Here is a 14,251-nt window from a genome sequence, read left to right on the forward strand (position 1 = left end):
AACTTTTTCTTTGGCATCAATATTGTATTCTGCAGCCAAAAGCTCAATCGTATCCTTATCCAAGGATTGGTTCTGGTTGGCCATAATACCAAGCATGAACAATTTCTTAACGATTTCAGCTGGTTCACGGTGGAGAAGCTTACCTAAGTCTTGCGCATTCATGCCTTCATCGTAAACAAGTACTTCTGGTAATGGCTTTTCCTTACGCTTAGTAGGTACCTTCTTTTGTTCTACATGTTGACGCTTCTTATTCTTGCGATGTTTTCTTTCTTGACGGTCAGAGTGATCGCTGTAATTATTGAAGAATTGATTCTTGCCTTTATGACCAGGCTTACCCATGTTACGGCCATGACCATTATCATTTCTGTGTTCTTCATTTGAAGTTTCAGTCAATGCAACTTTTGGCATTGGCTTGCTTCTTCTTTCAGAAGCATTTTCTCTGTTTTCGGAAGAATTATTCTTCTTAAAGCGAGCTGGAGATGGCTTCAAAATCTTTGGACCAATGGTTTTTGGTTCAGCTTTTTGCTTATTTTGAGTCTTCTTTTCTTGCTTCTCTGACTTTGGAGTTTCTTTCTTATTTTGTTCTTTCTTAGGATTATTCAATTGTTCGTGATATTCTTTTTTAGTTTTTTGGATTTCTTTATTTAAGCTGCTTTCTTCGGCACGTTGCTTCTGCTTAAATTGCTTCAGCAAGTCACGAGCTACAGCCTTTGGACGTGCAGTTTGCTTTTGAGCATTTTCAGCATGTTGCTCATTATTGCGGCGACGATTATTATTCTTGTTATTATGATTGCGCCGATTGTTGTGTCTATTGTTGTCCGCATTATGCTTACTTTCAGACTTCTTTTCGTTCTTACGAATTGAAGATACTGAAATTTTAATCTTGTTGCTCTTCTTCGTTTGTTTTTCTGCTTTCTTAGCTGGAGCGGAGTTTTGGAAACTGCCCTTTAATTGCTTAACTTGTGCATCCTCTAGCGATGACATATGGTTTGTAACATCAAAGCCAAGTTCCTTTGCTTTTTGGACCACAACTTTGCTATCGATGTCTAATTCTTTTGCGACTTCGTAAATTCTTTTTTTAGCCATCCAATCACACTCCTTCATTAATCTGTTTAGTCAGTGCTTTATAAAAACCAGCATCGGTTAGGCCAAGAACTTTTCTCTTCTTGCCAATTGCATGCTCTAATTCTGCCGCAGAAAATAAGTCGATTATTTTCACATTGGCTTTTTTAGCTGCACGCGTAACCTTTTCAACTGAATTTTCATGCAAATCACTAGCTAAAACTATTACGTTGATTTTATTCTTTCGTAAATCAGCAATTACGGTTTCAGTTCCCGAAACTATTTTTCCGGCACGCATTGCTAATCCTAAAAGATTTAAAGCTTTTTCTTTATTTTGCAAAATTATTTATCACCAAATAATTCTTTTCTTGCCTTTTGGTGGTCAACATAAGAATAAAGCTCATCGTAGAATTCAGCTGGTACCTTTGTACCAAGACTGCGTTCTAGAACGCCCTTTTCTTTAGCTGCTTCAATTTTTTCTGGATCAAGTGAAACATATGCACCACGACCTGGCTTTTTACCAGTTGGATCGACAGAAATATTCTTTTCTTTATCAATAACAACGCGGACTAATTCCTTTTTAGGCTGCATTGTGTTTGTCAGCAGATCCTTCCGCATTGGAATTTTTCTTTTTTTCAAAAAAATCACCAATCCTTATTCTTTAGTATCGTATGTGTCGTCAGCAGCATCTTCTGATTCATCACTTATTGCTTCTTCAGCAGAATCTGAACTTGCTTCTTCATTCTTAGCTGCAGTATTATTGGCATTATCGTTATCGTTTGTATCAGAATTTTCATCTTTGTCTTCGTCAACAAATTCAACTTCTGATTCAGGACGAATATTGATCTTGTAGCCAGTTAAGCGTGCTGCTAAACGAACGCTTTGACCCTTCTTACCGATTGCCAATGACAATTGATAGTCAGGAACAATAACCAAAGCACTCTTTTCTTCATCATCATCACCAAATTGAACCGCAATAACTTCTGCTGGACTCAAGGCATTAGCAATGTAATCTGATGGATCATCTTCATACCTAACAATGTCGATGTTTTCACCGCCAAGTTCGTTAACAACGTTTTGAACACGGGCACCACGTTGACCAACACAAGTACCAACGGGATCAATGTTAGGATCAATTGATTTAACAGCAATCTTAGTTCTGTCTCCAGCTTCACGCGCAATTGAAACAATTTCAACAGTTCCATCATAAATTTCTGGAACTTCTTGTTCAAATAAACGCTTTACCAGGTCAGGAGCAGTTCTTGAAACAACGATTTGAGCGCCTTTAGAATCAGAACCTACACGAGTTACAAGCACTCTAATCTTGTCTTGTGGGTTGTAGGTTTCATTAGGCATTTGATCACTACGAGGCATAACTGCTTCAACATTGCCAATTTTGACATAAACAAAACGGTTGTCACGTCTTTCAACAGTACCAGTGATCAATTCATCTTCATATTGAGAATATTCGTCAACAATATGATTTCTTTCAGCCTCGCGAAGTCTTTGCATGATGACTTGCTTAGCGGTTTGAGCAGCAATTCTGCCAAAGTTCTTAGGCGTTACTTCAAAGCGAATTTCATCACCGACTTCATAGGCACGGTTGATAGCTAATGCATCTGATAAAGATACTTCAAGTCGATCATCTTGAAGTTGATCATCATCGACAACAGTTTTAACTGCCATAACTTTGAAGTTGCCCTTTCTTTCGTCAAAATCAACTTCAACGTTTTGTGCTTGATTGTAATTCTTTTTATATGCAGCTACCAAAGCGGCCTTAATAGCATCAACAATAACTTCTTGCTTGATACCTTTCTTTTCTTCAAGTGTGGCAAACGCTTCTAGCATTTCTTTAGACATAAGTTTTAATCAGCCTTTCTAGAATTCAATTGCAAAACGGATATTTGCAATCAACTTACGGGGAATATTTAAAGTTTTTCTTCTGGTTTTAATTTTAATTTCCAGCTCGATTTCCTCATCACTGTAGGATTTGAGCGTACCTTCGTAAATCTTCTTTCCGTCAATCTTTTGGTAAAGACCAACGTGAACATATTCACCCCTTGCTTTAGTCCAGTCTTTCGCAGACTTGATTGGATGTTCAGCGCCAGGTGAGGACAGTCCCAAAACATAAGGATCAGGAAGCGGATCTGGATCCAAGCTGTCAAGCTTTTCAGAAACCAGTTCACTTAGATAAGCAATTTCGTTGATATCGATGCCACCTAGCTGATCTTTATCAACATAAATTCTGAGGTAATTCTGACCCTTTTCTTTCACATATTCAATATCAACGAACTCATCACCACGTTGATCAATGATAGGTTCAATTTCTGAGCGAATAAGATCTGTAATCTTAGACAAAAACTATCCTCCGTAATAAAAAGAGTGAGCATTACTGCTCACTCGAATTTGCATATCCGAACTTCAATTAGAAGTATACCATATTTAGCGACTTTTTTCAAAATGAAAAGCTATTAGAACAAGGACAATTGGTTCTGATCTGGCATCCCTTCCAAAACGCCATTGTCTTCAAAGTAATCCATAATCGTCTGAGAAACCTTGCCTCGTTTAGCTAAATCTTCTTTTGATAAGAATTTTTGTTCAGCACGAGCTGCTACGATTTGCTTAGCTGCGTTATCCCCTAAGCCAGGTACCGCGTTGAATGGTGCCAAAATAGTATGCTTGTCAAGAATCTTGAAGTTCATGGCCTCTGATTTATCAACGTCAACCATCTTAATCTTTATTCCGCGTTCCAAACATTCATTAGCAATTTCGAGAACAGTTAACAGACTCTTATCTTTTGCAGAAGCATCCATTCCCTTATCTTGAATTGTCTTCATTGCGGCTTTAACCGTATTTTTGCCATGACTCATTGCTACTAAGTCAAATAGGTCTGCTCTAACTGAGAAGTAGGCCGTGTAGTAAATTTCTGGATAGTAAACCTTAAACCAGGCAATCCGCAAGGCCATTAAAACATAAGCAGTTGCGTGCGCCTTTGGGAACATGTACTTGATCTTTAAACAAGAAGGAATGTACCAGTCAGGAATATTCTTGTTTTTCTTAAGAACAGCCATATTCTCATCGCTAATTCCTTTACCGTGACGAACAGACTCCATAGTTGAAAAGGCTACTTCTGGTTTTACACCCCAGTGAATCAAGTCCATCATAATGTTGTCACGACAACCAATAACATCTTTCAGCTTGCAAGTGCCATTGTTAATCAAATCTTCGGCATTGCCTAGCCATACGTCAGTCCCATGAGACAAACCTGAAATCTGCAACAATTCCGCAAAAGTAGTTGGCTTGGTTTCTTCAAGCATTCCTCTTACAAATCGTGTCCCGAATTCCGGAATACCTAAAGTACCGGTTTGCGATTGGATCTGTTCTGGAGTAACACCCAAAATCTTAGGACTAGAGAACAATGACATAACCCCAGGATCATCTGGCGGAATAGTCAATGGATCAATTCCGGACAAATCCTGCAGCATTCTGATCATGGTTGGGTCATCGTGGCCCAGAATATCGAATTTCAAAATATTATCGTGAATTGAGTGGAAGTCGAAGTGGGTTGTCAGCCAAGCTGCATTTACATCATCAGCCGGATACTGCACTGGCGTGAAGTCATAAATATCCATGTTATTTGGAACAACAACGATTCCGGCTGGGTGCTGACCTGTTGTCCGCTTAACTCCAGAAACGCCAGTTGCCAGACGATCAAGTTCAGCATTTCTCAGCTTCAAATCGCGTTCTTCGTCAAAGTGCTTGGCGTAGCCGTATGCAGTTTTATCAGCAACCGTAGCGATCGTTCCAGCTCTGTAAGAATTGTCAGGGCCAAACATTACTCGAATAAAGTTATGGGCAACTGGTTGATAGTCACCAGAGAAGTTTAAATCGATATCTGGTACTTTATCACCGTGGAAGCCTAAGAATGTGGCAAATGGAATATCTTGTCCGTCCTTAACAAGTGGAGTACCACACTTAGGACAATTTTTATCCGGCAAGTCAAAACCAGAACCATATTCCCCATTAGTATAGAAGTGTGAATACTTGCATTTTGGACAGCGATAGTGCGGAGCCAAAGGATTAACTTCCGTAATTCCTGACATTGTCGCAACCAGACTTGAACCAACGGAACCACGGGAACCTACCAAGTATCCATCCTTATTTGATTTGGCTACCAAACGCTGTGAAATTAAGTAAATAACCGCGTATCCGTTTGAAATAATGGAATTAAGTTCCAGATCGATTCGGTCCTTAACAATTTTAGGCAGCGGTTTGCCATAAAGCTCATAAGCCTTATTGTAGGTCAAATCCTTCATTTCCTGGTCGGCATTGTCAATATGAGGTGGATACAGGCCATCCTTGATTGGCGCAATTTCTTCTAATTCATCTGCAATCTTGTTGGTGTTGTCAATAACAATTTCTTTAGCCGCATCTTCACCCAAAAACGCAAAGGCATCTAGCATTTCCTGCGTCGAGTAAAAATGCAAATCAGGCTGCGGTTTATTACGGTTTGGATTGCTTCGCTGCGCTGAAATTAAAATGGTTCGATAGATTTTTTCATGCGGATCAACATAATGGGCATCACTATCCGCAACAACCGGTTTCTTTAGTTCCTTGCCCAACTTATAAATATTAGTCAGAATTTCTTCTAATTCGTCTTTGTCTTTAATTAAACCGTCAGCAATCAATTGCGAATAAGTTGCCGGTGGCTGCAATTCAAGATAATCATAGAACTTGGCCTTTTCACGAGCGGTATCATAGCCCTTTTGCATCATCGCAATAAAGACATCGCCGCGCCAGCAGCCTGAACCATATAGCAGACCCTCATGGTATTTGCGCAAAGCAGATTTAGGCGTCCGAGGCTCACGGTAAAAGTCCTTCGTGTTGGCAATTGAAACCAGTTTATACATATTCTTCAATCCAGCTTGATTCTTTGCCAAAATTGTCATATGCATAGGCCGAGCACGCTTGAAGGTTTCACCATGCTTGGCAAAATCATTCAGCTTGCCTAAATTATCTTCACCGAATTTTTTCTTGAAAGCATCGAGCAACTTGTACATTAAATAGCCCGTAGCTTCGGCATCTTGGTTGGCACGGTGGTGGTGTTCCAAAACGACATCATACTTTTTAACCAATGAATCCAATGTATGCCGCGTTTGTTCTGGGTGTAAAAGACGGGAAACTTCAAGAGTATCAACTACTGGTTGCTTGATTTCTTCAAGACCGGCTCTTCTTAAGGCAGCATTAACAAAGCCTACGTCAAATTGAACATTATGCCCACAAAGCGGCATATCGCCATAAAAGTCCTTAAACTGCCTAATAACTACATCTTCATCATCAGCTGCACCGACCATTTCATCAGTGATTGATGTTAAATTAATGGTTTGATCACTTAAAGGATGGTGGGGATTGATAAATTTATCAAAACGCTCGAGCACTTTGCCATTCTTCATTTTAACGGCACCGATTTCGATGATTGTATCGTAAACAGAAGAAAGGCCTGTAGTTTCGACATCGAAGATGACAAATTCACGATCTTCGTAAGTCATATCGGCAGGATTTAATACAAGAAGCGCATGGTCATCGATCATATTCGCTTCGACACCATACAAAATCTTGATTTTTTCACTAGCACCAGTGTGATAAGCTTCTGGGAAGGATTGTACGTCACCATGATCAGTGATAGCGATCGCCTTTTGCCCAAACTTCTTAGCCGTTTTAATAAAATCAGTTGGCGTGCTGGTTGCGTCCAGTTGGCTCATATTCGTATGCAAGTGTAATTCAACCCGCTTTTGATCGCCCTCGTATTTTTCAGTACGACCAACGTGTTCAACAGTCTCAAAATTGTAGATATTGAAAACAACATCGTGTTCCCACTGATCATCTGCAGCTGAGCCCTGCATCTTTGCCCAGGTTCCTGGTTTAATTGCTGATAAGCTTTCAATCTCTTCCTTTTGAGAAGCAAACTTCTTAAACATGATTGAATCAGTATAATCGGTAATTTCACCAGTAAAGACAACTGAACCTGACTTTAATTCACGGGCCTCAACATTGAAAATTTTACCTTCGATAACAACATTTCTTGTACCATCTTCAACTTCTTTGATTTGGGTGATTTCAGCATCTGCAGCAATCTTTTTATTGCCGTAGCTTCTACGCTTAGTCGCGTATTGTTTTGGTTGAGGCTTAGGCTTTTCAGGAGTTTCATCATATTGCTTCTGCATGCTCTTTTCATGCTCTTGTTGCAATTCTTGCAAGCTTTGCAAGTTGTTCTCTGAATTCTTTTCATCAACCTCGGTTACAAACTTCAAGTTGAAAAAGCCATAATTTCTAAATTCTTCGGCTAAATCATCCAGAGCCTGCTGCTCAATTAAGGCGTCGATCACTTTATTATCAAGCGGAATAATCCAGCGACCATCAGCCTTTCTTGGCTTTTGAGAAGCTAAAAATTCACGCGCAACTTGCTTGAGCACATTTGAATTATGAACCGCATAATGCCAGTAGTCGGGCAAATATTGGTCAGAACCATCTTCAGTTCTAACAAATAATCTTACATTTACAAAATCCTTAAAGCTTGCCGTAACAGCTTTATTTAAGGCATCATATGTTTCAAACTTTAATGGCGTATCAAAAAGAACGTGGATATCCCACTTATGTTCTTTAGCGTATACATCCACGTTCTCAATCTTTCCCTTTTGCAGAAGATCATTGTCTTCAAACTTATCAGGAAATTTGATTTGTTTTAAAAGTTTTAAGAATAAATCGTTTTTATCAGCCACGAAAAATTATCCTAACTCTTTAGTTAAATAGTCATTTAATTGATCTACTGAAATTTCAGTAGCTTTGTCATCGTTTGGACGTTTTACTTCAACGATACCATCAGCAGCCTTACGACCAATTGTGATTCTCACTGGGGCACCCACTAAATCAGCATCGTTAAATTTAACGCCTGGACGTTCCTTACGATCGTCATACAACACATCATACTTAGCTGAAAGTTCTTTTTCAAGTTTTTCAGCTAATTGAGTTTGCTCATCATTATTCATCTTCATTTGAATCAAGTGAATGCTGAATGGAGCAATTTCCTTAGGCCATGCAATACCACCATGGTTAGTTAAGTGTTGTTCAACTACAGCTGAAAGCATTCTAGTTACACCGATTCCGTATGAACCCATGATAACTGGCTTGGCTTTACCATTATTGTCTAAGAAATCTGCACCCATAGTTTTAGTGTAGTAAGTACCCAACTTGAAAATATGTCCTACTTCAATTGAAGTAGTGAACTTAAGTGGTTCATGATCAACTGGATCTGGTTCGCCTTCATTTGCAGTTCTAATGTCAGCAAATTCATCAACCTTAAAGTCGCGATCCAAGTTTGCATTTTCAAATTGATAATCAGTTTCGCCAGCACCAACAACAACGTTGTACAAGTTCTTAACTGTATCATCTGCAACGATCTTGTCAGCCCAATCTGCATTGACCGGTCCAACGCCACCCTTTTCACTACCAGTAATTTCTTTCAACTCACTGGCAGTAGCTTCGCGCATTTCGTCAGCATCAAGCAAATGTCTCAATTTTACTTCATTGATTTGCTTATCGCCACGAATCAAGACTAAAACTTTTTGATCATCTGCGATATAAAGGATGCCTTTAACGATTCTAGTCTTTGGCACATCAAGAAACTTAGCAAGCTTTTCAATTGTGTCGCATCCTGGAGTTGAAACCTTGGTTAATTCTTTTGCATCTTCAGGATCTTGCTTGAAAGTATCAATACTCTTAGCCATTTCAAGGTTAGCAGCATACGTACCACTTTCATTAGTAGCAATCGTATCTTCACCAATAGCAGCTGGAGCTTGGAATTCAGTTGAGTTCTTACCACCCATTGTTCCTGAATCAGCAATTACGGGGTGAACAGTTACACCACAACGACGATAGACATTTTCGAATGCTCTCTTTTCGTCGTCAAATTGCTCATCAAGTTGTTCACGAGTTGCAGCAAAACTGTATGCATCAAGCATCACAAATTCTCTACCACGAAGAAGGCCAAAACGAGGACGGTTTTCATCACGGAACTTAGTTTGAATTTGGTAAAGAGCAATTGGCATTTGCTTGTAACTCTTTAAATTCTTAGCAATAATTTCAGTGAAAGTTTCTTCATGAGTTGGTCCCAGCAAACTTTCACGGCCGTGACGGTCCTTAAGCTTAAACATTTCTGCACCGTATTTCTTATAACGACCAGATTCTTGCCATAAAGTTGCTGGCAAAAAGTGAGGCATCATCATTTCAGGCACATTAATCTTTTCCATTTCGTCTTCCATAATATTTTCTGCTTTACGCAAAACACGGAAGCCTAATGGCAAGTATGAATATACACCGGCTGTAACCTGACGAATATATCCACCTCTAAGCATTAACTTGTGACTTTCAGCTACAGCATCTGCTGGAGCTTCCTTCAAAGTTGGCATGAAGAATTTTGATTGACGCATTCTTATCTCCTAAGTAAATTCTAAATTTTCAATTATTTTATGAAGTAACGGTAAATATCATTACCAGTTACTGCAATGATCAGTAGTAACAATAAACCAAAACCAATTAATTCGACAACAGCTTCATGTTCTTCTGAAATTGACTTGCCACGAACTAATTCAATTAAGTTAAGCAAAACTTTTCCACCATCAAGACCAGGAATTGGAATTAAGTTAACGATCCCCAAGTTAATTGAGATCATTCCTAAAAAGGCCAAAACGTAAGTAAAGCCCATTTGTGAAACTTGTGAAGTCTCAGAATAAATTCCTACAGGACCAGATAATTTATTCAAACTGAAGTGTTGGAAGAGGTTGCCAACGGCTTGAAAGATTAGTCCGGTTGTTGATACTGCAGTATTCCAACCCCGTGCTAATTTAGCAGTAAAGCTTTCATCGCTTTTTGCTTCAATTCCGATCTGATAAACCTTTTGTTTTTGGACGGTTTTTGTTTCTGGTTTAACTTTTACCGTTTCTACTTTACCATTTTTTTCTATTTTAATGGCTAAAGTTTGACCCTTGCTTTCGCTAATCGCTTGAGATACATCAGCAAAGCTGTTCATCTTTTGACTATTAATAGCAAGAATCTTATCACCAGCTTGAATTTTTGCAATGCGAGCTGGTGAATTGGCAGTAGTTTTTGCTACCGTCGTAGTTGCTGGTCCTGGAATTGTAAAAGTCCAAATTAAAAATACAACAAAGCCAAGTAAAATATTCATCAAAGGACCAGCAATATTAGTAGCTAATTTTTGCCAAACATTAGCTTGCCCAAATTGCGTATCACGCGGTGCGATTACCAATTCAGTCTTATTTTTGTCAATAATAGTAGCATCATGATTAACATGATAAGTTACTGTCTTATCTTCGTCACCATTTTCGTAACCACTGATTTCGAGCGCATCAACTAAATCAGCTTTAGTTACTTGAACTGGGATCCCTTCAATTGGCAGTTCCGATTCTGAGGCATCAATCCTAACAACTTCATTTTGATCATTCAGTTTCAGAACAACAGTCATACCTGGATCAAGTTTGCTTTCGTCATCAGAATTTGCCAAGCGTACATAACCGCCAAGAGGCAACCAACGTATAGTATATGTAGTTGGATTTCTTCTTATTTGAAAGAGTTTTGGTCCCATTCCGATTGAAAATTCTCTAACCAGAATTCCGCTCTTCTTGGCAACGATAAAATGCCCGAATTCATGAACGAATACGAGCAAACCAAAGACTACTATAAAGATTAGTATACCTTTCAATAGCTATCTCCTAGTGTACAATACCTAATACAGCAGCCATAACTGGTAAAACAAAAAGCATGCTATCGAATCTGTCTAAGATACCACCATGTCCAGGCAAAATCTTGCCTGAATCTTTTACACCATAAAAACGTTTATAGGCTGATTCAACCAGATCACCCATTTGACCAACAATTGAAAGAATAAATGCTAAACCAATCATTGATAATTCAGGTTGACCAACATTTACAAGTGCAACATAAATGGCAGAACAAATCAAAGCACAAATAGCTGCCCCAATAGAACCTTCCCAAGTCTTATTAGGACTAATAACAGGCCATAACTTATGTTTACCAATCTTGCGGCCAATCATGTAGGCACCAATATCAGTACTCCAAACGACTACAAAGACGTAGCATAGCAATGCCAAACCATTTATATCGCTTCTAATTGCTGCCATGTAATGGAAGCCTGTTCCGATATAGAGTGACGCAATCGTGTAGACACCTACATCATCAAAAGTAGTTTTGTTCTTTGACAAAACCGTCCAGACAAGCATTAACATGATTAAAGCAAAATAAACACCAAATTTTGACCAATGGAATGGCATTCCTTTAAAGAATGCATCAGGTACGGTCCAAGTTAGTGTTGCCAATAATGCCAATACAAAATCAACTGACACTAAAATTTGCTTCTTCATCAAGAAGATTTCACTGATACCTACAGCTGCAAAAATTACAGTTAACCAGTCCATCCATAATCCGCCAAGGATTACGATTGGAATAAATAAAATTAAGGCGACTACCGCCGTGATTGTACGTTGTTTCATTTTTAACTATCCGATTCATCCACTTTACCAAAGCGCCGATTACGCGTTTGGTAATTCTCTACAAACATTTTTAAATCATCTTCATTAAAGTCAGGCCATGCTTTCGGACTAAAAGCAAGTTCAGAATAAGCAATCTGCCAAAGCAAAAAGTTTGAAATTCTTTGCTCACCTGATGTTCTAATAAGCAGATCTGGATCACTGTAAGGACCAAACCGAGCGGTCATCAAGTGCTTAGAAATCAGATCTTCCGTAATATCTTCACTTGATAGAGCACCAGCCTCAATTAATCCGCCCAACTCCTTCATTGCTGAAGTAATTTCACGTCTAGAGCCGTAATTAAAGGCAAAATTCAAAACAAGGCCAGTATTATTGGCTGTCTCAGCCATTGATCTTTGAACGATGTCGTATGTCTTCGGCGGCAATTCATCTAAATAGCCCATAATGTTGACTTTAACGTTGTTTTCCATCAAAGTTGGCATGTATTTATCGAAAAAGCGGACTGGCAAATTCATCAAATAAGCCACCTCTTCTTTGGGACGAGCCCAGTTTTCCGTTGAAAAGGCATACAGAGTTAAAACTTTAATACCTAGCTCATCAGCAGCTAAAGTAATTCGTTCAACATTGTCCATACCCTCACGGTGACCAAAGACTCTTGGCTGATGACGCTTTTTAGCCCAGCGGCCGTTACCATCCATAATAATGGCAAGATGATTCAACTGATTTTTCTTTTTACTCATTGATTAGCCTTGAGTAATCTCCTTACGCTTATCATCAGCGATTTTATCAATTTCTTTAATGGAATCGTCAGTTACTTTTTGAACTTCTTTTTCAAGATTGCGTTGTTCATCTTCAGTGATTTCGTCATCTTTTAATTGACGCTTCAATGAATTCATGGCATCACGACGAACATTTCTAACCGCAATTTTAGCTTCTTCAGCTTCCTTGCCAACTTCTTTGGCAATTTCTTGTCTTCTCTCACCAGTAAGTTGTGGAATGACCAAACGGATTACTTTACCGTCATTTGCTGGGTTTAAGCCAAGATTTGAAGCAAGTAAAGCATGTTCAATATCGTCTAGACTATTAATATCGTATGGCGTAATTAAAAGAACACGTGGTTCTGGAATACTTACACTGGAAATTTGTTTTAACGGTGTTGGTGCACCATAATATCCAACTTGAATACCATCTAAAATACTTGCGTTTGCAACACCTGCACGGATTGAAGCCAAGTTTTTGCGGAAAACCTTAATTGACTTTTCCATGTTTTCTTTTGCTTTTTGAATTGTTTCGTTATTCATTATTTCTTACCACCTTCAATAAGGGTACCAATGTTTTCACCTAAGACAACCTTCTTAATATTGCCTGGTGTGTTTACATTGAAGACTACTAATGGGATATCGGTATCCATTGACAATGAACTTGCAGTTCTATCCATAACCTTTAAGTTCTTTGCGATTACATCAAGTTGTGTAAGTTCTGAATACTTCTTGGCTTTAGGATCAAGTTTTGGATCGGCAGTGTAAACACCGTCAACGCCATTTTTGGCCATTAAGATAACATCTGCACCAATTTCAGCAGCACGCAGAGCGGCAGTAGTATCAGTTGAGAAGTATGGGTTACCTGTACCACCACCAAAGATAACTACTCTGCCTTTTTCAAGATGACGCATAGCCCTTCTTCTGATGTAAGGTTCAGCAATTTGTCTCATTTCGATTGAAGTTTGCAATCTAGTAGGGACACCAACATGTTCCAAACCATCTTGCAATGCCAAACCATTCATAATAGTTGCAAGCATACCCATGTAGTCTGCCTGTGCTCTTTCCATACCTAATTTGGCACCAGTTTCACCACGCCACATGTTACCGCCACCACAGACGGTACCAATTTCAACGCCTAAATCGTGAACTGATTTGATTTCCTTTGCCAAATGGGCAATAACAGTAGGATTAATACCTGTACCTTCGTCTCCAGCTAAAGCTTCGCCAGAAATTTTTAAAATGATGCGTTTATATTTTACTTGACTCATATTAACCTCCTATAATAGCTCTAATTATTCTACCATATATAATGTACGATTGTAGAGTATGTGAAGCCTACAAAAATTAATTTTAGGAATTTTTTGCAAAAAAAAGAGAGGACATCGTCCTCAATGTCATTAAGTTAAGGCATTGACGAAAGTTTAGCTTTATGAACCGAATCATTTTGATTCGGTTCTTTTTCTTTTTAAAATAAAAAGTGAGCAGAGTTCATTCACCCTTCTGCTCACTCTTTATCTCTTATTCGGTCTTTCATAGAAAGGTTGTGTCTCTCATGAAATCCCTTCACTCAAATATTTTAAAACTGATGGATAGTATTATCAATAAAATCGCTGCCAACATTCATGATTTTTCTGTTTCAGATCAGGCTTTTACCCGCTGTCGCAAGCTTAATCCGACTGATTTAATTAAACTGATTCTCAACATGGGAGCGGGCAGCTTAAACTCGGAAATTTTTCATGCTTTTCCCGATGTGAATTCTAGAATGACAGTCTCAGCTTTCGAACAACAAAAAGCTAAATTAAAGCCCGAGTGTATTAAAGAAATTATGGCTGAGCTTAGTCAGGCAAA

Annotated in this window: 13 protein-coding genes; 1 reads left to right on the forward strand and 12 read right to left on the reverse strand. The window is 38.8% G+C overall.

Annotated features, from left to right (window positions below):
• The 12 genes from HMPREF0493_RS06570 to pyrH form a co-directional block, all read right to left on the reverse strand.
• On the reverse strand, window positions 1-1,086 hold a 1,086-nt coding region (locus tag HMPREF0493_RS06570; protein ID WP_040457370.1), incomplete at its 3' end, for a translation initiation factor IF-2 N-terminal domain-containing protein.
• Window positions 1,087-1,090: 4 nt separating this feature from the next.
• Window positions 1,091-1,402: a L7Ae/L30e/S12e/Gadd45 family ribosomal protein gene (locus tag HMPREF0493_RS06575; protein ID WP_006352563.1), complete on the reverse strand. Its 312-nt coding sequence runs from the start codon at window positions 1,400-1,402 to the stop codon at window positions 1,091-1,093.
• A 2-nt stretch (window positions 1,403-1,404) separates the two neighbouring features.
• Complete coding sequence (gene rnpM / locus HMPREF0493_RS06580; protein WP_127345579.1) at window positions 1,405-1,701, reverse strand: RNase P modulator RnpM; 297 nt, start codon at window positions 1,699-1,701, stop codon at window positions 1,405-1,407.
• 15 nt (window positions 1,702-1,716) lie between these two features.
• Window positions 1,717-2,922, reverse strand: a complete 1,206-nt coding sequence (gene nusA / locus HMPREF0493_RS06585; protein WP_006352565.1) for a transcription termination factor NusA — start codon at window positions 2,920-2,922, stop codon at window positions 1,717-1,719.
• 18 nt (window positions 2,923-2,940) lie between these two features.
• The gene (gene rimP, locus HMPREF0493_RS06590) at window positions 2,941-3,420 is read right to left on the reverse strand and encodes a ribosome maturation factor RimP (RefSeq protein WP_006352566.1); all 480 of its coding nucleotides are present in this window, start codon (window positions 3,418-3,420) and stop codon (window positions 2,941-2,943) included.
• A gap of 113 nt (window positions 3,421-3,533) precedes the next feature.
• Window positions 3,534-7,841: a PolC-type DNA polymerase III gene (locus HMPREF0493_RS06595; protein WP_006352567.1), complete on the reverse strand. Its 4,308-nt coding sequence runs from the start codon at window positions 7,839-7,841 to the stop codon at window positions 3,534-3,536.
• 6 nt (window positions 7,842-7,847) lie between these two features.
• A complete protein-coding gene (locus HMPREF0493_RS06600) occupies window positions 7,848-9,548 on the reverse strand; it encodes a proline--tRNA ligase (RefSeq protein WP_006352568.1) in 1,701 nt (566 codons plus the stop codon).
• Window positions 9,549-9,580: 32 nt separating this feature from the next.
• Window positions 9,581-10,837, reverse strand: a complete 1,257-nt coding sequence (gene rseP, locus HMPREF0493_RS06605) for an RIP metalloprotease RseP (protein WP_006352569.1) — start codon at window positions 10,835-10,837, stop codon at window positions 9,581-9,583.
• A gap of 10 nt (window positions 10,838-10,847) precedes the next feature.
• Window positions 10,848-11,645 carry a phosphatidate cytidylyltransferase gene (locus tag HMPREF0493_RS06610; RefSeq protein WP_006352570.1) on the reverse strand — a complete coding sequence of 266 codons (798 nt, stop codon included), beginning with the start codon at window positions 11,643-11,645 and terminating at the stop codon, window positions 10,848-10,850.
• A gap of 2 nt (window positions 11,646-11,647) precedes the next feature.
• Window positions 11,648-12,382, reverse strand: a complete 735-nt coding sequence (gene uppS / locus HMPREF0493_RS06615; protein ID WP_006352571.1) for an undecaprenyl pyrophosphate synthase — start codon at window positions 12,380-12,382, stop codon at window positions 11,648-11,650.
• A 3-nt stretch (window positions 12,383-12,385) separates the two neighbouring features.
• The gene (frr, locus tag HMPREF0493_RS06620; protein ID WP_006352572.1) at window positions 12,386-12,943 is read right to left on the reverse strand and encodes a ribosome recycling factor; all 558 of its coding nucleotides are present in this window, start codon (window positions 12,941-12,943) and stop codon (window positions 12,386-12,388) included.
• Window positions 12,943-13,671 carry a UMP kinase gene (gene pyrH, locus HMPREF0493_RS06625; protein WP_006352573.1) on the reverse strand — a complete coding sequence of 243 codons (729 nt, stop codon included), beginning with the start codon at window positions 13,669-13,671 and terminating at the stop codon, window positions 12,943-12,945. The genes frr and pyrH overlap by 1 nt, the downstream gene beginning before the upstream one ends.
• A gap of 284 nt (window positions 13,672-13,955) precedes the next feature.
• Between pyrH and HMPREF0493_RS06630 the strand changes: the two genes are divergently transcribed.
• The coding region (locus HMPREF0493_RS06630) for a hypothetical protein (RefSeq protein ID WP_006352574.1) at window positions 13,956-14,251 on the forward strand (296 nt) is incomplete at its 3' end.

Origin of the sequence: Lactobacillus amylolyticus DSM 11664 (assembly GCF_000178475.1) — a bacterium.
GTDB classification, from domain to species: domain Bacteria; phylum Bacillota; class Bacilli; order Lactobacillales; family Lactobacillaceae; genus Lactobacillus; species Lactobacillus amylolyticus.